The organism is Intrasporangium sp., from assembly GCF_035280925.1.
In the GTDB taxonomy this organism is placed as follows: domain Bacteria; phylum Actinomycetota; class Actinomycetes; order Actinomycetales; family Dermatophilaceae; genus Intrasporangium.
Map to the genome: position 1 here is coordinate 1 of NZ_DATEEY010000058.1, position 21,316 is coordinate 21,316.

General features: G+C 69.7%; 18 protein-coding genes and 1 tRNA gene. 4 read left to right on the forward strand and 15 right to left on the reverse strand.

Features of this window, described 5'->3' with window-relative positions; genetic code table 11:
* From VJN29_RS05765 to rfbC, 7 genes are all read right to left on the reverse strand, one after another.
* Positions 1 to 501 (reverse strand): Wzz/FepE/Etk N-terminal domain-containing protein (locus VJN29_RS05765; protein ID WP_324142632.1); only part of this gene is annotated, 501 nt, incomplete at its 3' end.
* A gap of 115 nt (positions 502 to 616) precedes the next feature.
* Positions 617 to 2,674 (reverse strand): alginate lyase family protein, encoded by a 2,058-nt coding sequence (locus tag VJN29_RS05770; RefSeq protein WP_324142633.1) that lies wholly within the window; start codon positions 2,672 to 2,674, stop codon positions 617 to 619.
* A complete protein-coding gene (locus VJN29_RS05775; RefSeq protein WP_324142634.1) occupies positions 2,671 to 4,947 on the reverse strand; it encodes a bi-domain-containing oxidoreductase in 2,277 nt (758 codons plus the stop codon). The genes VJN29_RS05770 and VJN29_RS05775 overlap by 4 nt, the downstream gene beginning before the upstream one ends.
* 48 nt (positions 4,948 to 4,995) lie before the next feature.
* On the reverse strand, positions 4,996 to 6,906 hold the full coding sequence (gene asnB, locus VJN29_RS05780; protein ID WP_324142635.1) for an asparagine synthase (glutamine-hydrolyzing): 1,911 nt from the start codon (positions 6,904 to 6,906) through the stop codon (positions 4,996 to 4,998).
* A gap of 2 nt (positions 6,907 to 6,908) precedes the next feature.
* A complete protein-coding gene (locus VJN29_RS05785; protein ID WP_324142636.1) occupies positions 6,909 to 8,285 on the reverse strand; it encodes a glycosyltransferase family 4 protein in 1,377 nt (458 codons plus the stop codon).
* On the reverse strand, positions 8,282 to 9,604 hold the full coding sequence (locus tag VJN29_RS05790) for a nucleotide sugar dehydrogenase (RefSeq protein WP_324142637.1): 1,323 nt from the start codon (positions 9,602 to 9,604) through the stop codon (positions 8,282 to 8,284). The genes VJN29_RS05785 and VJN29_RS05790 overlap by 4 nt, the downstream gene beginning before the upstream one ends.
* 181 nt (positions 9,605 to 9,785) lie before the next feature.
* The gene (gene rfbC, locus VJN29_RS05795; RefSeq protein WP_324142638.1) at positions 9,786 to 10,346 is read right to left on the reverse strand and encodes a dTDP-4-dehydrorhamnose 3,5-epimerase; all 561 of its coding nucleotides are present in this window, start codon (positions 10,344 to 10,346) and stop codon (positions 9,786 to 9,788) included.
* Positions 10,347 to 10,516: 170 nt separating this feature from the next.
* Between rfbC and VJN29_RS05800 the strand changes: the two genes are divergently transcribed.
* Complete coding sequence (locus VJN29_RS05800; RefSeq protein ID WP_324142639.1) at positions 10,517 to 11,149, forward strand: PIG-L deacetylase family protein; 633 nt, start codon at positions 10,517 to 10,519, stop codon at positions 11,147 to 11,149.
* A 30-nt stretch (positions 11,150 to 11,179) separates the two neighbouring features.
* On the opposite strand, the gene VJN29_RS05805 is transcribed toward VJN29_RS05800, so the two are convergent.
* Positions 11,180 to 11,899, reverse strand: coding sequence for an SDR family NAD(P)-dependent oxidoreductase (locus VJN29_RS05805; RefSeq protein ID WP_324142648.1), 720 nt, complete (start codon positions 11,897 to 11,899; stop codon positions 11,180 to 11,182).
* A 134-nt stretch (positions 11,900 to 12,033) separates the two neighbouring features.
* Here VJN29_RS05805 and VJN29_RS05810 point away from each other — a divergent pair, with 134 nt between their 5' ends.
* Positions 12,034 to 13,389, forward strand: a complete 1,356-nt coding sequence (locus VJN29_RS05810) for a glutamate-1-semialdehyde 2,1-aminomutase (protein WP_324142640.1) — start codon at positions 12,034 to 12,036, stop codon at positions 13,387 to 13,389.
* 72 nt (positions 13,390 to 13,461) lie between these two features.
* On the opposite strand, the gene pth is transcribed toward VJN29_RS05810, so the two are convergent.
* The 3 genes from pth to VJN29_RS05825 form a co-directional block, all read right to left on the reverse strand.
* Positions 13,462 to 14,094, reverse strand: coding sequence for an aminoacyl-tRNA hydrolase (gene pth, locus VJN29_RS05815; RefSeq protein WP_324142641.1), 633 nt, complete (start codon positions 14,092 to 14,094; stop codon positions 13,462 to 13,464).
* A gap of 107 nt (positions 14,095 to 14,201) precedes the next feature.
* Positions 14,202 to 14,900, reverse strand: a complete 699-nt coding sequence (locus VJN29_RS05820) for a 50S ribosomal protein L25/general stress protein Ctc (protein WP_324142642.1) — start codon at positions 14,898 to 14,900, stop codon at positions 14,202 to 14,204.
* A gap of 354 nt (positions 14,901 to 15,254) precedes the next feature.
* On the reverse strand, positions 15,255 to 16,280 hold the full coding sequence (locus VJN29_RS05825) for an EamA family transporter (protein ID WP_324142643.1): 1,026 nt from the start codon (positions 16,278 to 16,280) through the stop codon (positions 15,255 to 15,257).
* Positions 16,281 to 16,338: 58 nt separating this feature from the next.
* Here VJN29_RS05825 and VJN29_RS05830 point away from each other — a divergent pair, with 58 nt between their 5' ends.
* Entirely contained in the window at positions 16,339 to 16,920 is a 582-nt protein-coding gene (locus VJN29_RS05830) for a CGNR zinc finger domain-containing protein (protein WP_324142644.1), read from the forward strand.
* Between the two features lie 104 nt (positions 16,921 to 17,024).
* Here VJN29_RS05830 and VJN29_RS05835 read toward each other — a convergent pair whose 3' ends face one another.
* The 3 genes from VJN29_RS05835 to VJN29_RS05845 all read right to left on the reverse strand — a co-directional run bounded on the left by VJN29_RS05835 (position 17,025) and on the right by VJN29_RS05845 (position 19,691).
* Complete coding sequence (locus VJN29_RS05835) at positions 17,025 to 18,005, reverse strand: ribose-phosphate diphosphokinase (protein ID WP_324142645.1); 981 nt, start codon at positions 18,003 to 18,005, stop codon at positions 17,025 to 17,027.
* Positions 18,005 to 19,447 carry a bifunctional UDP-N-acetylglucosamine diphosphorylase/glucosamine-1-phosphate N-acetyltransferase GlmU gene (glmU, locus tag VJN29_RS05840; RefSeq protein WP_324142646.1) on the reverse strand — a complete coding sequence of 481 codons (1,443 nt, stop codon included), beginning with the start codon at positions 19,445 to 19,447 and terminating at the stop codon, positions 18,005 to 18,007. Before glmU ends, VJN29_RS05835 begins: the two co-directional genes overlap by 1 nt.
* A 162-nt stretch (positions 19,448 to 19,609) precedes the next feature.
* A tRNA-Gln gene (locus tag VJN29_RS05845) sits at positions 19,610 to 19,691 on the reverse strand.
* A 142-nt stretch (positions 19,692 to 19,833) separates the two neighbouring features.
* Between VJN29_RS05845 and VJN29_RS05850 the strand changes: the two genes are divergently transcribed.
* The gene (locus VJN29_RS05850) at positions 19,834 to 20,436 is read left to right on the forward strand and encodes a TetR/AcrR family transcriptional regulator (RefSeq protein ID WP_324142649.1); all 603 of its coding nucleotides are present in this window, start codon (positions 19,834 to 19,836) and stop codon (positions 20,434 to 20,436) included.
* 78 nt (positions 20,437 to 20,514) lie between these two features.
* Here the strand turns inward: VJN29_RS05850 and VJN29_RS05855 are convergent, their stop codons facing one another.
* Positions 20,515 to 20,817, reverse strand: a complete 303-nt coding sequence (locus tag VJN29_RS05855) for a hypothetical protein (RefSeq protein ID WP_324142647.1) — start codon at positions 20,815 to 20,817, stop codon at positions 20,515 to 20,517.
* Positions 20,818 to 21,316: the final 499 nt, after the last annotated feature.

Genomic DNA, 21,316 nt, shown 5'->3' on the forward strand with positions numbered 1-21,316 from the left:
CACGTTGGCCAGGCTCGCGTTGAGCGTGTCCAAGCGCCCCTGCAGTGCTGCCTGCTGCGCCTTCGTCAGGGCGTTCTTGGTGTCCTGGAGGTAGTCAACGAGCGACTGGGCAACGGCGGACGCGAGATCCTCCGCCTGGACTGCCGTTGGACCCGCGGCCTTGATCCTCAGCACCGCTGTTGACGGCGCCTCCGCGGAGACCCGGTCGGTGAGCTCGGCCTGCGTCAGCTCCGGCTCCATTTGCTGCGCGGCGCGCAAGAGGATCTCAGCACTCGTCGCGATGAGCACCTGCGTGTCGACGTCATAGCCACCAGTCTTTCCGGAGTTCGCCTGTGTGGCCGAGGGGAGCAGCACGACGCTGGTGCTCAGGTACGCCGGCGGGGACAGCACGAGGAGGCCGGCGCCCGCGAGAGCACCCAGCAAGGCGGCCAGCAGGATCACACCACGTCGGCGCCGCAGGACGGCCCAGGTCGACCCGAGGTCGACGACTTGTTCCGTCATGACATCCGCCCGGGGTGCTCGATGACCGCACAACGCATTGATGCGGGCCTGTGATGGTGGCCGTTGGTGGGGGGTCGGCGAATGCGGCGACAGGTCATTGACATGGTGCGGGCTTTCATTGGCTGTCGTGGCCAACGGCCACGGAACGGTCGGTCGGGGCGGCTGATGCCGCCGTGGCGGAGGAGGGCATCCGCAAGTCGGTCCGGAGGTCGATGGTTCCGGACCACTCACCGACACCAACGATCGTCGTCGCGGGGACCCGTGCCCCGAACCGGGGCGAGTACCAGCCGAGCGGAGGCTGGGTCTCCCCGCGGTGGGCCGTCCACTCCAGCGCCACGGGCAGTTCGAGGTGCGCCAGGAGGACCCGGCCGTCCCGGCCTGCCCAGGTCAGGTCGGCGCCGGCGCCCCTGAGCTCTGCCGTGACCTCGGGACCGAGATGCCAGAACATCCGGAGCCGGTGCACTCGGCTGCCGGTGAACGTGTCGGTGACGGTGATTCGCGCTCCCGTGCCGTCGAGAACCACCTCGCGTGCGTGACGTAGCGCCGCGTCGAGCCGCGAGTAGGACGTGTGATGGGCAGTCCAGATCTGCCGCCCCCCGGCGTCCACGTCGCGACCGTCGACGACGGCGTTCGCGTGCCCGGCCCACATGAACGGGCCGGCCTCATGCACCTGGTTCTCGCCGTCGACCTCGACGGTGTTGTGCGCACGGGTCGACCGGAAGTAGCTGCGCCATTCGGGCTGGCCGTGGTAGCAGTACGTGCCGGGGTCGACGAGCAGCTCGACGCCGTCGTGACGGACCTCGACAGACAGCGCGTCGGCGTGGCCGTGCGCAGCGATGGAGAGGAACCCGTGCGGTCCGCCGTCGCAGCGGCACCAGATCTCGGGGCCCTCACCCTTGGGCGTGCGCAGGATGTGGAGCCCGGCATCCGCGAACGCCTGCGGTGCCACGGCGGGACGGTTGACAACCGCCTCCGTCGGAGCGACCTCGGCCAGGAGCGTGCTCATCACTCCCGGGGAGGCGGAAGGCCACCAGTCGCAGGCTCCGAGGGTGGCCGCACCACAGCCAAGCAGGACCAACCACGGATCGGCGTGGGGGTCATCGAGGACGAGCGCTCTACCCTCGTCGCCGTCTCCCTGCCGCGGCGGATGGCCCCTCCCGTCCAGCATGGCGGCGGCGGCGTCGAGAGATCGCGCGAGCAGAGTGCGGGTCCCTTCGCCCAACGGGTGCCCGGCTGCCTCGGCCTCCACGAGGGCCACCAGCCCGAGCTCGGTGACGAACCGGTGGTAGTCGGTGGCCAGCTCGCGGTTGACCCCACTCGGGAAGGTGTTGGCGGCCAGACCTCGCTCGAGCTCACGGGAGGCCTCTCGGCGCCACCGCTCGCTCTCGGCGAACCATGGAAACGCGCACGCTGCCGCCAGTCGGCCCACGGCCTCGGCGATGGCGTGGTTGTTGGCTGAGGAGCCGCGGCTCCGGAACGCCGCCAGGTGCTCCTGGTGCCAGTGCAGCTGGGCGAGTGCCTGGGGGTTGTCCTCGAAGAGGTCGGTGACGCCGGGCCAGTCATCGAGCAACCGGCGCACCCACACCCAGCTCGTGAGCCGCACACCGAGCTCGATCCCGCTCGTCCAGTGGATGCCCGACAGGAACGGGTTGCTCGCCCACCACGAGCGCAGCTGGGCCGCAACGATCTCGGCGTACCGCGCGTCGCCCGTGAGCCACCACGCGGCGGCGAGCACCGTGAGGTGGTGGTGGCGGGAGAGCTCCCAGACCGACTTGACGTTGCCCGTGACCGTCTCATCCCGATGGTCGATCCGGAACGCCAAGGCGGCGTCCGGGGCGCGCCTGCGGGTGACGGGGTCGAGGAACCAGTCGGGGTCGACGACGTCGGATCGCGGTGTGCCGAGCAGGTCCCAGTCGCCGGCTAGCAGCCGGTCGGCGGCGGCAACGAGCCGGCGCGCGGCGTCACTCGGGACGCGGGCGCGTACATGCGTCGGGAGCGTGCCCACAAGCACCCGGGGAGTGAGCAGTCCGGGGACCGGCGGAAACGCCTCTCCGGGATGTACCTGCCGCTCGGCCCATCGGGCCTGTCGTAGCCGGTCGCCGACGCGCCAGACGACCTCGCCCGGGGCCATCCGGCTGAGGCGGCGGGCGTACCAGCCGAGAGACCTGCTCATGGGGCCACCGCCCTCCCCGAGGCGAGGCTCTCCCCGACGGCGATGGTGGCTCGGGTCGTCGCAACGATCGAGTCGAGGTCGATCGGCATTCGGCTGCCATCCTTGACCGCCTGTAGGAAGGACCGCAGTGCCTGGCGTTGGCCCTTGTCCTGGCCGAGGGACCGTTTGACGTCCTTGCCCGACCGGCTCCACACCGTGGCACGGGAGAAGTTGTCCAACCGCGCGTTACGCCCGTTGCCCGAGGCGTCGAGGGTCTCCTTGGGAAACCGGCTGTCGCCACCGGTGGCGTAGGTGATCGTCGCCAGCGACCCGTCGGCGTGCCGAAGCATCACGTGCAGGTCCATGAGGTTCGAGGTCTGCTGGGCGGTGACCTCGACCGGGGCATGACCGATCCACGCGTTCACGGTGTCGATGAAGTGCCCGCCCTCGCCGAGGAATCGAGACCCTTCGAGCCCCTCGTCGAGATACCAGCTCGATGGGTCGAGCCGCCCGGCGTTGACCAGGTAGCGCACGCTCATCGGGCCGGCTACCGGACCGAATCGCTGGCGGAGCAGTGTGAACAGCGGGGCGAAGCGGCGGTTGAAGCCGACCATGAGCCGGTCGTTGCCGGTTCGTTCGACGACCGCGAGGACTCGGTCGACGTCCGCTCGAGTCAGTGCCAAGGGCTTCTCGACGAAGACGGCCTTGCCGGCCTCGAGCCCGCGGCACACGAAGTCGGCGTGGGAGTGGTGGCGCGTGACAACGAAGACCGTGTCGATGTCGGGGTCTTCGAGGACGGTGCGGGCATCGGTCGTGGCCGTGTCGAAGCCGAACTTCCGCTGTGCGTTGACGGCGGACAGGGAACGCGTGGTCGCCACCGTGGCCAACGTGACCATGGGGTCGGCCGCCAGGTGCGGCAGAAGCATCGAGGTGGCGTAGTTGCCGGCACCGATGAAGCCGACCCGCATGGTGGCCGAGGTGGCGCGTGTTGCCGTGCCTGGCGCTGATGTCGGCGTGACATGACCATTGCGTTGTGGCGGAGGGAGCGTCGCCCCGGATGCGGGCGCCGCAGGACTCGCCGGAGCGACCGACACCGGCACCGATGAGGAGCTGCCGGGCGCGAGGGACTCGTGGGCACCCGGCGAGCTCAGCGGCATACGACACTCGTCGTACTCGAAGAGATGTCCCACGCCATGGAGGATTCCGTCGCGCAACTGCGCGTAGACGTCCTCGGCGTCAGCGACGGGATGGGTTCCGGAGACGAGGGAGCCGACCTCCATCGAGCCCGACGCAAGCAGGTCGAGGAAGCACTGCAGGTTGCGTCGCTCGGTCCAGCGGACGTAGCCAACGGGGTAGTCGATCCCCTGCAGCTCGTACCGGTCGTCGTAGCGCCCGGGGCCGTAGGAGCGTGAGAAGCGGACGTCGAGCTCCTTCTCGTAGTAGGCGTTCCATGGCAGATCCAGACGGGTCTTGCCGATGTCGACCACCCGAGCACGGTCCCTCGCCAGCCGGGCCGCGAGCTCGACTGGGCCGTTGCTGCCGCCGCCCGCGGCGAGGAAGATGTGATCGGCGCCGATGCCGCCGGTGGTCGTGTCGAGCACCTGCTCGAGATATGCCGCTCCCTCTTGGTCGGGCCCGGCACAGGCCACCGCCCCGGCTGCCTCTGCCAGTCGGCAGCGGTCGGGCACGGTGTCGACGCCGACGACGCGGACACCGGAGGCAACGAGCAGCCGGACCACCAGCTGCCCGATCAGTCCGAGACCGATGACGCACGCCGTTTCGCCGAGCTGCACCTCGGCCCGGCGCACGCCCTGCATGGCGATGGCCCCGACGGTCGCGAAGGCGGCGTGCTCCGGAACAACGCCGGTAGGCACCGGCACGCACAGGTTGGTGGGGATCCAGTTCAGCTCGGCGTGAAGGGCGAACTCGTTGCCCGCCGCCGCCACGACGTCCCCCACGGCGAACTCTTCAGCACCGGAACCGACCTCGACCACGACGCCGCACAGGGAGTATCCGAGCGGGGTGTAGCTGTCGAGCTTGCTCATGGCCTTTCGATAGGTCGCGACGGGACCCTGCTGGACGGCGGTGTCGAGCACCTTCCTGACCTGGTCCGGCCGGGCCCGCGCCTTGCCGAGAAGGGAGAGACGCGCCTCGCTCACCTTCATCAGCTCGGTGCCCGTCGAGATGAGCGAGTAGGTCGTCCGGACCAGCACTCCCCCGGGTTTGCAGGCAGGCGGCGGCACGTCGAGCACGACGAGCTCACCAGACCGGTAGTTCTGGGCCACCTGCCTCATGCGACTTCACCCTCCGTCTTCTGCCGATGCATCGTCCGCGTCTCCTCGCTAGCCCGTCGAGACACCGGCAGCGCGGGCGTTGCGGTACCAGAGCTCGAGACTGAGCAGCTGCCACACCTGCTTCGCCTCGTCGCGGCGACCAGCACGCTGGTCCTCGACGAGACGCCGAAGCGGCTCGCGCCGAAGGAAACCCGTCGCCACGAGCTCGCCACCGACCAAGACGTCGTCCACGAGCTCGCGCAGGTCACCCGCCACCCAGGCCCGGAGGGGAGCACCAAAGCTCGCCTTCGGGCGGTCGATGATCTCGTCGGGGAGCCACGCTCGCGCTGCGTCCTTCAGCGCTGCCTTCTGCTGCCGTCCGCGAATCCGCCCGGAGGCGGGCAGCGAGAATGCAGCCCTGAAGACAGCCGGATCGACGAACGGCACACGGACCTCAGTGGAGGCCGCCATGCTGGCGCGGTCGGTGTACGCAAGGTTGAGGCCGGGAAGGAACATCCGGGTGTCGGCGAGGCACATGCGGGCGACCTCCTCGTCGAGGCTGTTGTCCTCGTAGATGCGGCGGTGGCTGTCGATCACCCCGTCGACGTGGGCGGTGAGCGACGGGTCGAGCAGGTCCGCGAGCTCGTCTCGGTCGTACAAGGTGTAGCTGCGCCGGAATGCCTCCTCCTCGGGCAGTTCCGCGAAGGTGAGGAATCGGTGTGCCCACCGCACGGTGCGCAACCCACGGCCGGCGACCGCGACCGGGAGTGCCCGTACCGCCGGTCCGACGAGCGAGCGGACGGGCCGGGGCACCCGGCGGTAGCGCGCGGTCATGAGCATGGCGAGGTGCTTGCGGTAGCCACCGAAGAGCTCGTCGGCGCCCATGCCCGAGAGGAGCACCTTGACCCCGGCCTGCCGGGCGGCCTCGCACATCAGCAGCGTGTTGATGGCCGCCGGATCGCCGATCGGCTCGTCGAGGACGTCGACCATACGCGGCAGCAGCTCGACGACGTCGGGACTGATCTCGATCTCGTGGAGCGGCATTCCGAGGCGTGCCGCCATCTGCCGCGCGTAGCGGGCGTCGTCGGGCATCGCCTCGAGCCGGTTGTCCTGCGGGCGGAACGCGATCGTGTAGGCCTCGATCGAGGGGTCGCGACGATGGGCAAGTGCCGTGACGATGCTCGAGTCGAGCCCACCGCTGAGGAAGCACGCGGCGGGCACGTCGGAGACGAGGTGTGCCTCCACCGAGGAGGTGAGCACTTCGCGCAGGTCGACCGCCGGCCCGTGGGCCGCACGGGCAGCCTCCGCAGCGGCGTCCCAGTAGGTTCCGGATGTCACCGTGCCGTCGCGGTGGTACTCCGTCCACGTTCCCGGAGGCAGCTTGTGCACGCCGCGGACGGGCACGTACTCCTGTGGCACCCAGTAGTAGAGCGCCGAGGCGACCATCGCCGCCGGCTCCATCACCAGCTCACTGCCCACCGCCGCCAGGAGCGCCTTGAGCTCGGAGGCGAACAGGATGCCCTCTCCCCTGGGCATGACGTAGAGCGGCTTGATCCCGAACGGGTCCCGGGCGAGCGCCAGGCTGCCGGACCTCTCGTCGTGGATGGCGAACGCGAACATGCCGCGGAGCCGCCTCAGCGACTCGGCACCCCAGCGCCGCCATGCCTCGAGGACGACCTCCGTGTCGGAGCGCGTGGTGAACCGGACACCGCCGGCCTCCAGCTCTCGCCTGATCTCGCGGTGGTTGTAGATCTCGCCGTTGTAGGTGAGCGTCAGACCGCCCTTGGCGAGCGGCTGGTCGGCGGCGGAGGACAGGTCGATGATGGACAGCCGACGGTGACCCAGGACGACCGCGCTCTCCGGGGACACCAGCTCGATGATGCCGCTCGCATCCGGCCCCCGATGGCCGATGCGGTCGGTCATCGTGCTGACCGCAGTCTTGCCGTCCGGCTGCTGGAAGGCGCCCGCGATCCCGCACATGGTCACGCCTCCGTGGCTGCGAGGTGTCCGACCGGCGGCCGCGCCGTGGAGGTTTCCGAGGTCCCCGAGGTCTCCGACGTGTCCGACGTCTTCGGCGTACCCGACGCAGATGTCTCCGGTGCGCGGGTCGACGTGCGGAGGGGGAGCTCTCGCACGCGCCCGGGGCCGACTCGGCCCACCAGTTCGTCGTAGAGCGCGAGGTAGCCAACCTGCTGGTGCTGCCACGCCAGGTGCTCCTCGACGAGCTCGCGGCCCCGCCGCCCCATGGCCGTGCGTGCCGGAGCATCATCCAGCAGGTCGACGACGGCGCGCGCATAGGCCGTGACGTCGTTCGGCTCGACGTAACGCGCGGCATCCTGGGCGGACACCCGTGTCTCGGTCAGGTCGAAGGCCACGACCGGGAGCCCGAAGGACATGTACTCCATCGTCTTGTTCATCGTCGAGACGTCATTGAGCGGGTTGAGGGGGTCCGGGGAGAGGCCCACATCGGCCGTCGAGAGGACCTCCGCCACCGTCTCGTCCGGCACGCGGCCGGGCATCTCCACGAAGTCCTGCAGTCCGAGGCGGTTGCGCTCGGTGACCAGGTCTGCGTGACAGTCACCAGCACCCATGAAGGTGAAGGAGATGTCGCGTCGGCCCATCGAGTTGACGATGATGTCAGCCGCGCTCAGGGCAATGTCGACCCCGTCCTGCGGACCCATCACACCGAGGTAGGCGACGAGGTGCTCGCGACGACGCCGCAGCTCGGGCGTCGCTTCACGCCGCCGGAGCCGGTTCGGGTCGGGCCCGGTGCGGACGACGGTGACGGACTCCTGCGGAACTGCCCCACGGCCAGTCGCGACAGCGGCATACGACTCGTTGGTCGAGGCCACGCGGTCGGCTGCGCGGAACGTCTCGCGCTCCAGCCGCAGCAACGCACGGTGCAGGACGCGAGGCCCGTCCGCGAACCGCGACTCATACAGCTCCGGGCAAAGGTCGTGGTGGTCGAAGACGAACCGCGAGCCATCGCGACGACGCAGCCACCGGGCGAGCGGCCAGAAGATGTCGGGCGGGTTGCACGCCTGAACGACGTCGAATGCTCCTGTGCGTCGCTGCTTGAGGGCAATTCGGGCCGTTGCCAGGAAGGAGTGAGCGTACTCGAGGGCGAAGTCGACTGCAGACCCGCCCGGTGCGTAGGCGCGGTAGGGGACGATGCGCACTCCGTCGAGGACCCGCTCCTCCCAGGTCCCCTCCCCTGCGGGGCAGATAACGGTGACCTCGTAGCCTGCACCGGTCAAGGTCTGGCACTCCAGCCAGACCCTCCGGTCGAAGGGCACCGGGAGGTTCTGCACGATGATCAGGACGCGCGGACGGGAACGCGTGCCGCGAATCCTGCTCACCAGCTGACCCCCTCGTAGCCGGGAAGGCGCTCGACCAGGTCGCCCAGCCGACCACTGGTGTCGAGTACCACTTCTGCGTTCGACCGCGCCAGCGCGCCGAGCACCGCCGGGTGGGAGGACGCGACGATGACGACCTCGGCGCCCTCGAGCGCCTCCTCCGGGCTGTCGGCCAGCAGCCGGTTGACGTGAGCCAGCTTGCTCTGCAGATGACGCAGGTTTCCGCCGACCAGGCGGTCGGGCCTGACGATCGGGTCGTAGATGCGCACCTCGAGGCCCTTGCCGACGAGTCGCTCGGCCAGCTCGAGGCTGGGACTCTCACGCAGGTCGTCGGTGTTCATCTTGAAGCTGAGGCCGAGCAGGCACACGTGTCGGTGATCCGTCGCAAGGACGCGGTCCACGACCTGGCGGACCACGAGCTCGTTGCTCACCGTGGTGGCACTGATGAGCGGAAGGTCCACGGCCATGTGCCGAGCCAGGTGCTGCAGCGACCGCAGGTCTTTCGGGAGGCAGGAACCGCCGAAGGCGAACCCCGGGCGCAGATAGGCCGGTGAGATGTTCAGCTTGTGGTCCTCGCAGAGGATCTCCATCACCTTGCGGGAGTCCACTGCGCACTGGGAGAACACGCGACCCATCTCATTGGCGAAGGTGATCTTCACGGCGTGGAACGCGTTGCACGCATACTTCAGCGCCTCGGCCGTCGGCACGTCCACGTGGTGCACGCCGCAGTCGATGAAGCCAAACAGCTCCGCGAGCAGCTCTCTGGTGTAACGCTCCTCGGAGCCCACGACGACGAACGGCGGGTTGAAGAAGTCCTCGACGCCGCATCCCTCTCGCAGGAACTCGGGGCACATGGCTGTCTCCACGGACCATCCCAGTGGGAGCCGGTCCGGTGCGAAGGCGGGCGCAACCACCGTCGCCCCCGTGCCCGGCGGGACGGTCGACCGGATGACCACGGAGTGCACGCCGGAACTCGGTGGTCGGACCCTTCCCATGGCATCGCGCATCTCGTCGAGGACGCGCGTGACAAATGACAGGTCGGTGTCCCCCCGCATCAGCGACGGGGTGCCCACACAGATCAGCGAGACGTCCGCAGCCTCCAGCGCGTCCGCCACGTCTCTCGTGGCCCGGAGCGATCCGGCTGCGACGGTCTCTGCCACCAACTCGTCGATCCCGGGCTCCACGACGGGGCTGATGCCCCGCCCGAGGAGCTCCACCTTCATCTCATCGACGTCGACACCGACGACCACATTCCCCTGGGACGCCAATCCTGCCGCAGTGATCGTGCCGACATAGCCAAGTCCGAAAACGGCTACCTTCATGGCAACCTCCACCCCCACAGATGCCGACGCCCCCGGGCTACGTCAGAAGTGTGACCCGGGGTACATGCGGGATTCGGGGAAACCACAGAAGTCGTCCACTTTGCAACGAATGTCCGTAATCTTCCAGGGCCGAGATCGGAGCGCTCGGGGACGGCCTGACCTTCGAACCACAGACCTGCTGTCATGCTGGACCCATGCGGCGCAGCTCATCACCGAGCGCGGCCATCGGCTGGGCTGCCCGATCCGACTCGGAGAGAACGCTGGCCGCGAGGGGCCACGGGATCGCGAGGCCCGGGTCGTCGTGGGCGATGGTCAGGTTCTCCGCCGGGTCGTGCTCCCGATCGATCCGGTAGGCCACGTCAGCCGGGTCGGTGAGTGCCTGGAACCCGTGGGCGCATCCGGCCGGGATGTACACCGAGACCTGGCTCTCCCCGTCCAGGTCGAAGGAGAGCCACTCGCCGAAGGCCGGGGACCCTGGCCGCAGGTCCACCACGACGTCGAACACTGCGCCCCAGGAGCAGCGGACCAGCTTGCCCTCACCGCGTCCGATCCGGGTGTGCAGTCCCCGGATGACGCCGAGCCGGGACCGGGAGATGCTGTCCTGGACGAAGGAGTCGGGGTCAACACCAGACCGCCGGGCCACGGCAGCGTCGAATGTCCTTGAGAAGAAGCCCCGCTCATCACTGTGAGGGGTGGGCGCGAAGACCACCACGCCCGGTATCGACGTCTCCCTGAACTCCACGCGCCGTCCCTCCGCTACTGGCTTCTGCTGTTCGCAGACATGTAACACCACGCCGTGCCACCATGGGTCCCGTTCGCCACGAACCGTAGGGGTGTCTCCATGCAGCCTGACCAGGCCCCGGTGCCATCGCGCCCACGTGAGCACCATCTCGAGCACCCCGCCACCCGCTGATGCTCCGTCTGACGACACCGTCCGGACCGCTGCGCGTCCTCGCCTTGGGCGCACATCCCGATGACATCGAGATCGGCTGCGGCGGAACGCTGCTCCGCATTGCTGACCGACCGGGCACCAGCTTGCGAGGCGCGATCCTCACCGGGTCACCTGAGCGCGCGGCCGAGTCGGCGGCTGCGCTGCCGGCCTTCTGTCCGGGCGCCGTGCTGGAGTCCGGCACGCTGCCGGACGGCCGCCTCCCGGGACACTGGTCGGAGGTCAAGGAGTACCTCCACGACCTCGCGGGACGGTTCGAGCCCGATCTCGTGCTCTGCCCCAGAGTCGACGACGCGCACCAGGACCATCGGCTCGTGGGGCGGCTCGCAAGCACGGTGTGGCGTGATGTGCTGATCCTGCAGTACGAGATCCCGAAGTGGGACGGGGACCTGCGACCCCCAACCCACTACGTGCCGCTCTCCGAGGACCAGGCCAGGCGCAAGGTCGACCTGCTGAACACGCACTACGCGTCGCAGCTGGACCGGGACTGGTGGGATGACGAGCTGTTCCTCGGCCTGATGAGGCTGCGCGGGGTGGAGTGCAAGTCCCGCTACGCCGAGGCGTTCCACGCAGCCAAGGTCACCCTGGACCTCTGACGACACCGAATCGCAGCCCAGTGGTCCGACCTAGTAGTGCGACGCCGACCGCACGGAGACGTCAGGCACCTCCGCCCCCGGCGGGAGGTTGAGCAGACAGGCGACGAACTGGGCCAGGTCCTCCGACTGCAGCAGCACCTCGGGGTCATACCGCTCCCCGCGTTCTGCGTACATCGCCTCCTGCATGGGCGTCGCGGTTCGGCCGCCGTAGACGCTCGACACGCGCACCCCCCGCTCGTTGGCCTCGCAGCGAACGGAGTCGGCCAGCGCCTTGAGCGCGTGCTTCGACATGGCGTACTCAGCGGCTCCCGACCCGGCGTCGAGCCCGCGCGTCGAGTTGAGGAACACCACCGTCCCACCGGGAGCCATCAGCGGCAGCAGGCCAGCCGTCAACCGGTAAGGGGCGACCGTGTTGACCTCGAGGAGCCGCCGGACCAGGTGTGCATCGTCAGACCGCAGGCAGGCGGCCGTCGCGATCTGACCGGCACAGTGCACCAGGGCCACGAGGGCAGTCGGCTCTGCCCCAACGGCAGCGACGAGCGGAGTCAGGTCCGCTGCGGTGACATCCATCGGCCACGCGCAAACTCGGCCGCGCGCCTCCGCGGCCAGGTCGTTCAGGAGCTCTGCGCGCCTGGCGATGGCCCAGACGAGGTAGCCCTCGGCCGCCAGCACCAACGCAATCGCCCGCCCGATTCCGGTGGACGCCCCCGTGACCAGCGCTGCGCGCTGCACCCCTTGGGATGCAGACATCACGTCGGCCATGCTAGGGCTCAGACAACAGGGTCGACGCGAAAACCACCGGTTCCCAGCAATTTCCTGCGCCGGGGAACATGGTCGGTTACCGTCGAAACCATCGCATAGCCGGGCGAAAGAGCGAAGCGTCGATGCAGTTCTTCAGGTCCAACGAGGCCCAACAGCGCCTGCACCGGATGGTGCCCGGCGGAGCCCATACCTACGCGCGCGGTCCGGACCAGTACCCGGATGAGATGGCGCCCGTGCTCGTTCGTGGCGAGGGCGCCCGCGTCCTTGATCTGGACGGCAACTGGTTCGTCGAGTACGGCATGGGGCTGCGGTCGGTCACGCTGGGCCACGGCTACCAGCCAGTGGTCGAGGCCGTGTGTCGTGCCGCTCACGAGGGGGTCAGCTTCACCAGGCCGAGCCGGTGGGAGCTCGAGGCAGCGGAACGATTCCTTGACCAGGTGCCGGCCGCCGACATGGTCAAGTTCGCCAAGAACGGGTCGGACGCCACGACCGCGGCGCTACGACTGGCCCGGGCGGCGACCGGCCGCGACCTCGTGGCGGTCTGCCAGGACCATCCCTTCTTCTCGACCGACGACTGGTTCATCGGCACGACGGGCATGGCCGCCGGCATCCCGCAAGGTCATCGCGACCTCACCGTGGGATTCCGCTACAACGACCTGAGTTCCGTCGAGGCCATCCTCGAAAGCCACCCCGGGCAGGTCGCGGCCATCTTCCTCGAGCCTGCGACCGCCCTGACCGAGCCCGCCGCGGGCTTCCTCCAGGGGCTGCGCGACCTCGCCGACCGGGACGGCTTCGTCCTCGTCTTCGACGAGATGATCACGGGCATGCGCTGGTCCGTCGGCGGCGGCCAGGCCGTCTACGGCGTCGAGCCGGATCTCTCCACATGGGGCAAGGCGCTCGGCAACGGCTTCGCCGTCTCGGCGCTGGCCGGGCGACGGGCCCTCATGGAGCTCGGCGGGCTCAACACCGACCGCTCCCGCGCGTTCCTCCTGTCGACGACGCACGGCGCAGAGACCACCGGCCTGGCAGCGTATCTGGCGGTCAACGATGCCTACCGCGAGCGCGACGTCGTCGCGGTCATGGAGGCGCAGGGCGAGCAGCTGCGTGACGGCTTCACGCAGGTGGCACGGGCGCACGGCGTGGAGCAGCATGTCTTCGTCGCGGGACGCCCCTCCTGCATGGTCTTCGTGACCAGGGACCCTGCGGGCGAGCCGTCCCAGGCGTACCGTGCCCTGTTCCTGCAGGAGCTCCTGCGGCGGGGAGTGCTGGCCCAGTCCCTCGTCATCTCGGCGGCCCACACGGACGACGACATCCGGCACACGGTCGAGGCAGTGGACGGCGCGCTGGCCGTCTACGCCAAGGCGCTCGGGGCAGGCTCGACCGACGGACTGCTCGAGGGTCGTCCGGTTGCCCCCGCGATCCGGGAGTTCGCAAGCCCCCGCCGACTGGCTCGCGAAGACGCCGCCCGGCGCCGCTGACCGGATCAGGCGCCGCTGACCGGATCCGGCGCCGCTGACCGGATCCGGCGCCGCTCACCGGATCAGGCGGCGTCAGCGCGGCGCGTGGAACCGCTGCTGCGCCTCGACCAGCCCGACCTCGACCAGCGCCTCGACCGCGTCAGCGGCCTCGTCGAGCAGCAACGGCAGCTCCGCCTTCTCCGCCTTCGAGAAGTCCTTGAGCACGTACTCCGCCGGGTCCTGGCGACCGGGCGGCCGACCGATCCCGACCCGCACGCGTAGGTAGTCCTTCGAGCCGATCGACTGGCTGATCGAACGCAACCCGTTGTGACCGCCCTCGCCGCCGCCGCGCTTGAGCCGCACGACACCGGCCTCGATGTCGAGCTCGTCATGGACGACGATGAGGCGCTCGACCGGGACGTCGAAGTACTTCATCAGCCCGGCGACCGGGCCACCCGACACGTTCATGTAGGTCACGGGGATGGCCAGCACGACCTTGGGGCCGGGCACCCGCAACCGCATCTCGACGACTTGAGCGCGGGACCTGTGTGTCTTGAACGCCGCCCCGCCGGCACCCCCGCGTCGGGAGGCCAGTCGGTCGACCGCCAGCGAGCCGAGGTCATGGCGGGACGCGAGCTCGTCGACGACCATGGCGCCGACGTTGTGGCGGTTACCTGCGTAGTTCGGCCCCGGGTTGCCCAGTCCGACGACGAGCCACGTGTCCATGACCCTCCTCGGGCCCTCCTACCTGGATGGTGTGACGCTGAAAGGTGCGACGCTGCATGGAGCGGCTGAGCCGGCGCCGACCCGGGTCGGCGCCGTCCAGCATCGTCTCAGGACTCGGTGGACGCAGTGGACTCGGCAGCCTCTGCAGGCTCGCCCTCCGCGGCCGCCTCGCCCGCGGGAGCCTCCCCGGCCTCCTCGCCAGCAACCTCGTGCTCGATGCCGGCTTCGGCCTCCGCCTCGGCGAGCTCGGCCTCGAGAGCCTCCTCCGAGATCGCCTGCGTCACGTTGACGACGAGCGCCTCGGTGTCGGTGACGAGCGTCGAGCCCTCGGGCAGCTGCACCGCGCCGGCGAGGATCTGCGTGCCGGCCTGCAGGCCCTCGACCGAGACGACGACGTTCTCGGGGATGTTCGTGGCGAGCGCCTCGAGCTGGAGGGTGTTGTGCTCCAGCCTGACGGCCGTCTCGGGGGCAGCCTCGCCCTCCAGGTGCACCGGAACGTCCACCGTGACCTTCTCGCCCTTGCGGACGACGACGAGGTCGACGTGGTCGATGACCGGCTTGATCGGGTCGCGCTGCACGTCCTTGGCGAGGGCCAGCTGCTCGTCGCCGTCGATGACGATCGTGAGCAGGGCGTTGGTGTGCTTGAGCGCCTGGAACGTGTCGTGTCCCGGGAGCGAGATGTGGACCGGCGCGGTGCCGTGGCCGTACATGACGGCGGGGATGTTGCCGGCGCGCCGGATCTTGCGGGCGGCGCCCTTGCCGAACTCGGTGCGCTTCTCGGCGAGAAGCTTGTTGGCGTCAGACACGGGTACTCCTGAAGTCTCGGTGGTGAGCTGCGGTGGGGGCCTCGACGCGGGACGGTGCGCGGGTGGCTCGCGGTCCGCACGCAAGCGGACCGGACCGGAGTCCAGGATCCACCGCGTCGATCACGGACCAGCGGCCTTCCAGCCGTGCAACGTCCCTCGCCGAGGCAACCCGTCGATCTTACCGATGGCCGTGGCTGGCACGAAATCGATGATGCCGTATGCCGCTGAGCTCGCTCTCACAGAGCCGCCCGCTCCCAGCCCTCCCGCCGCAGCACCTCCGCACCGGCGAGGGTGCTGCGGGCCAGACCGCCATCTCACGGCCACGGGTTCGGCCCCGGCGGAGGTGATGCCCGATCAGGGGCCGTGTCGAACGGGATCCTGGCTCAGGGCTCCGGTCGGAAGCAGCTCGGCGGCATAGTCCTCCTCGTCCGACGCACCCACGCCGACCCCAGCACGGGCGGCGCGGGACTGCTCGCGAGCCTCGTCCGCGCGGACCGCAACGAGACCGGCGACGATGAGCACGCCTCCCACGAGCTGGATGGGCGTCGGCAGCTCGGCCAGGACCAGCCAGGCGAACAGCACGGCGAAGAGCACCTCGGAGAGGGCGACGAAGGACGCCACCTTGGCACCCAGCAGCCGCACCGCGGCGACGCCGGCCACATAGGCGAACGCAGCCGCGACGATCGAGATGACGAGCACCGGCACCCACCACGGCACCGACGCGGCCCCGACAACCACCGTGGAAGCTCCACGCGTCGTGTCGAGCAGCCCGAGGAGCGCGGCGGTCCACAGCACGACGGCGCCGACGGTCAGACCCGAACCCGCCAGGGCGATTGGCGGCAGCTCCTCGTCGACCTGGGCCGTGATGAGGAAGTAGAGGACCAGCGACACGGCTGCCGTGAGGCCCCACAGGACCCCGGCGGTGCTCAAGCGCATCCCGCCGAGTACGTCGAGGACGAGCATGAGGCCGGCCATGGCGAGGATGACGCCGATGACGGTGAGCCGACGAGGCGCGTGGCCATGCCGCACCCAGAGCCAGCCGACGATGAGGACCGGAGCGAGGTACTCGAGCAGCAGGGCCACGCCGACGGACAGGTGGCTCACTGCATAGAAGTAGGCGAGCTGACAACCCGCCACGCCGGTCAACCCGTAGCCGATGACGAGGCGTGCGCTGCGACGCAGCACTCCCCAGCGACCGCGCAGGACCCAGAGAGTGGGCAGCAGTAGGACGACAGCCGCAATGGTGATGCGCAGCGTCACGACTGCGCCGGGCGACCACCCGCCGATGAGCAACGACTTGGCGAAGGCCCCTGACGTCGCGAAGGCCGCCGACGATGCAATCGCCGCGCCGAGGCCGAGGAGCGGATGGCGGTGTGCCATGGGAGATCCTCCCTGTCAGGAGCAAAGCGGGTTACACTCATGACGGTAGCGAGAGTCGATGTCAGGAGTCAAGAACTTGTTCACCCATGACGCCGAGGAGGCCCTCCTGTGGGGCGCCGAGCTGGTCAACACGATGCCCGGCTCGATCCCGGGCGACCTCTCGCCGGACAGCCTGACGACGATCGAGGACCTCGATGCGTTCTTCTCGGGCGTGCCCTGGACGGGCCGCTTCGACCGCGACCCTGCCGAGCTCGAGGCGGTGCGCGACCTGCGGCCACGCTTGCGCCGGTTCTGGGAGTCGAACGAGGCCGAGGTCGTCACGATGGTCAACGACCTGCTGCGCGAGGCCGGCGCCGTCCCTCAGCTCGTCGACCACGACGGCATCGGCTGGCACGTCCACGCGACACCGCTCGAGGCCCCCCTCGCGGAACGCATGGCGGTGGAGTTCGCCTTCGGGATGGTCGACGTCGTCCGAGCCGGCGGGCTCGACCGCCTCCGGGTCTGCGAGGGAGAAGACTGCGACGACGTCGTCGTCGACCTGTCCAAGAACCGGTCACGCCGCTACTGCGACGGTGGGTGCGCGGCACGCGCCCACACCGCCGCCTACCGGGCCCGCAAGGCCCGCGGCGCCCGAGCGTAAGTGCGGGAGGAGAGCAAGATCAGGTATGCCGCTGAGCCGGCTCAGCGGCATACGCCCTCTTCCAGCCCGGCCAGGCACACGTCGAGGGTGCACTTCGGGACGGATCAGGCCTTGCCGTCGAAGAGCTTGGTGACGGAACCGTCCTCGAAGACCTCGCGGATCGCCTGCGACACCAGCGGCGCAATGGACAGCACGGTCAGCTTGTCGAAGCGCCTGTCGTCGGGAATCGGCAGCGTGTTCGTGAGGACGACCTCCTCGACCTTGCACGCCTTGAGCCGGTCGACGGCAGGGCCGGAGAGGATCCCGTGAGTCGCGGCGATGATGACGCCCTGTGCGCCGTCGTCCATCAGTGCGTCGGCAGCCTTGGTGATGGTGCCTGCAGTGTCGACCATGTCGTCGACGAGCACGCAGACGCGGTCCTTGATCTCGCCGACGACGCGGTTGGCGACGACCTCGTTGGGTTTGTTGATGTCGCGGGTCTTGTGGATGAAGGCGAGCGGCACGCCGCCGAGTCGGTTCGACCAGTCCTCTGCGACCTTGATGCGTCCCGCGTCCGGGGAGACCACCGCGAGGTCCAGATGACCGTACTTGGCCTTGACGTGGTCCGTGAGAATCGGCATCGCCATGAGGTGGTCGACCGGCCCGTCGAAGAAGCCCTGGATCTGCGCGGTGTGCAGGTCGATCGCCATGAGGCGGTCAGCCCCCGCGACCTTGAAGAGGTCGGCCATCAGGCGCGCGGAGATCGGCTCGCGGCCGCGGTGCTTCTTGTCCTGACGGGCGTACCCGTAGAAGGGCAGCACGACAGTGATCCGCTTGGCCGAGGCGCGCTTCAACGCGTCGACCATGATGAGATGCTCCATGATCCACTCGTTGATGGGCGAGGTGTGGCTCTGGATGACGAAGGCGTCGCAGCCGCGGACGGACTCCTCGTAGCGGACGTAGATCTCGCCGTTCGCGAAGTCGTAGGCACTGGTCGGGACGAGCTCGGTGCCGAGTGCGTCGGCCACCTCCTGGGCGAGCTGCGGGTGGGCGCGACCGGAGAACACCATGAGGTGCTTCTCGGTCATCTTGTTGATCGAGCTCATCACTCGTCGCCCTTCGTCTCCGTGGCCGCCCGAGCAGCATCGGCCATCTTGGTCCCGGCGAAGCGACGAGCGACCCAGCCGTCGATGTTGCGCTGCTGCGCCCGGGTCACCGCCAGCTGCCCGGGCTCGACGTCGCTGACGACCGCCGACCCGGCGGCGACGTAGGCCCCGTCGCCGATGGTGCGGGGGGCGACGATGACGGAGTTGCTCCCGACGAAGGTCCCCGGACCGATGTTGGTGTGCCCCTTGGTGACACCGTCGTAGTTCGCGAAGATCGTGCCGGCGCCGATGTTGGCACCGGCCCCGATCGTCGCGTCCCCACAGTAGGTCAGGTGCGGCACCTTCGCGCCGGCCCCGATGGTGGCGTTCTTCGTCTCGACGAAGGCGCCGATCTTCCCCCGGGCGCCGAGGTTGCTGCCGGGGCGCAGGTAGGAGTACGGCCCGACCGTGGCCCCGGCGGCGATGACTGCGAGCTCCGCGTGCGTGCGCACGACACGTGCCTCGTCCCCCACCTCGACGTCCTTGAGGGTCGTGTCAGGTCCGATGACGCACTCGGCGCCGATCGTCGAGGCGCCGTGGATCTGGGTGCCCGGGTGGATCACGGTGTCGGGCCCGATGGTGACGTCCGCGTCGATCCAGGTCGTGGCCGGGTCGATGACGATCGCGCCCTCGCGCATGGCCTGCTCGACGGTCCGACGGTTCAGCTCGGCGCCGAGTCGGGCGAGCTGGACCTTGTCGTTGACGCCCTCGGTCTGCCACAGGTCCTCGATGAGATGGGCATGCACCCCGAGACCCCGGCGCGTGGAGATCCCGACGACGTCGGTGAGGTACTTCTCGCCCTGGGCGTTGTCGGTGCTGACCTCGGCGAGCGCCCCCCGCAGGAACTCGAGGTCGAACGCGTAGATCCCGGAGTTGACCTCGTGGATGGCACGCTGCTCCTCGCTGGCGTCCTTCTGCTCGACGATCGCGGCGACGGCGCCGTCCGGGCCGCGCACGATCCGGCCGTAGCCGGTCGGGTCGTCGAGCGTGGCGGTGATCATCGTGACGGCGTCGGCACTCCCGTCGTGCACGTCACAGAGCCGGGTCAGGGTCTCGGACGTGAGCAGTGGTACGTCGCCGTACGTCACCAGGACGGTGCCCGTCAGCTCCCCCGGGAGCGACTCCAGCGCGCACTCGACGGCCCGGCCGGTGCCCTTGATCTCGTCCTGGTCGACGATGAGCGCATCTTCGTCGTGCTCGGCGATGTGCGCGGCGACGCGATCGCGCTCGTGCCGGACCACGACGGCGAGGTGCAGCGGGTCGACGCCTCGCGCTGCCCGCAGCGCGTGCCCCACGAGCGAGCGTCCACCAATGGTGTGGAGGACCTTCGGGGTGGTGGACTTCATGCGGGTGCCCTCGCCGGCGGCGAGGACGATCACGGCGGTCGGCCGGCGATCGCTCACGGGTGGCAGCTCCTCCTGGTCGGATGGCGTGCTCCCCCAGGGTGCTGCCCGGGGCGCCGCAGCCATGCTACTAGCGGGCCACGAGCATGCTCGCCCGCCGCTTCCGGCCGCGGTGGCACACCTCACACCCGCGTCCGCCCGCAGGACCCGGCCGGAGGTCGCTGGCTCCCCGGGTAGGAATCGAACCTACGTCGCTTGTCCTGATTCAAAGTCAGGCGGGCCCTGCCAGCAGACCAACCGGGGAACACCCGGGCGCAGGAGCCCCGGGCCTCCCACAGGGTAGTCCAGCGGGCCTGCGCGGCCGGAATCGCGCGCACCGGCAGAATGGGGCGGTGATCTCCGACGCTGCAGCCGACGCTCCCCGGTCCTCGCGGCCCCGCAGCCGGATGACCGGACCGCAGCGGCGGGAGCAGCTCATCGAGGTGGGCCGCCGGGTCTTCGCGGACCGGGGCTTCGAGGCAGCGACAGTCGAGGAGATCGCGTCCAGGGCCAAGGTGTCCAAGCCCGTCGTCTACGAGCACTTCGGCGGCAAGGAGGGTCTCTACGCCGTCGTCGTGGACCGCGAGATCCAGCGACTGCTCACCGGGATCGCGGCTGCGCTCGAGGGCGGCGCACCGGCCAGGCACCTGCTGGAGCGCGCCACGCTGGCCCTGCTCGACTACATCGAGAGCGACTCGGAGGGCTTCCGGATCCTCGTGCGGGACTCGCCGCCCGGCCAGTCGACGGGCTCGTTCGCCAGCGTTCTCGGTGTCGTCGCGACACGGGTCGAGCACCTGCTCGCGGTGGAGTTCAAGCGGCGGGGCCTCGACCCGAAGTCGGCCCCCATTCACGCGCAGATGCTCGTCGGCATGGTCGCCCTCACCGGCCAGTGGTGGCTGGATCGCCGGAAGTTCAAGAAGGAGCAGGTCGCCGCCCACCTGGTCAACCTCGCGTGGAACGGGCTCGCCGGTCTCGAGCCCTCCCCCACGCTCGTGACCTCCCGTCGATGAAGGAACCACCAGGCCGTATGCCGCTGAGCTCGCTCCCCAGCCCAGCCAACCTGGGCGCGTGGCCGGGTCACGGCGTGGTCAGGCCAGGGACAGCGTCTGCGTGCGGGTGGCCCCGGTCGAGTCGGTGATCACCACGCGGATGGGCGATGGAACATCCAGCCCGGACTGGAGCAGCATCGCCTGGCCGTCCTCGCCTGCACACCGCAGGGAGGACGGTGCGAGCGACGTGCACGCCCACGAGCTGTTGAGCAGGGTGAGCTCGCCACCGGCGAGGGACGAGACGACGACGGAGAGCCGGCCCTCGACGCCCCGGACCTTGAGCAGGAACCGGGTCGACTCGCGTTGCTGCACGACGTGGACGGAGGCCGTCGCCGGTGACACAGGCGCCACCGAAGGCGCTGGTGTGGACTGACTGTTGGTCGGCAACGGAGTGCGCGGGGCGACCGGCGGCAGGGTAGGCACGGACGTGGGTGGCGTCGTACGAACGGTGGTCCGCGGCTGCTGGGTCGGCTGCTGGGTCGGAGGCGGCGCCAGCCTCGGGACGGCGGTCGGCGACGGAGCCGGCGTGGGGGTCGACGCCCGACTCGCGCTCGTCGGGGGCGGAACGCTCGTTGGTATCGGAGCACTGGAGGTGGCTGGCGGCTGCGCCGCGAGCACTGGCTCGGCGGTCAGGGGCACCGCGCTGGCGAGCCCCACCCCGACGGCGATGCCGGCCATGAGCGTGGTGGCTCGTCCCGCAACCTGTCCGACCGCGTCACCGACGCCCGATCCCGGCGGCGGACTGCCCGTGGCCGCGCCCGCTGCAGCGCCTGCAGCGCCTGCCCCGCCTGAGCTCCCCGCGACACCTGCGCCGCCGGCGCTACCGGCCAATGCTGCCCCG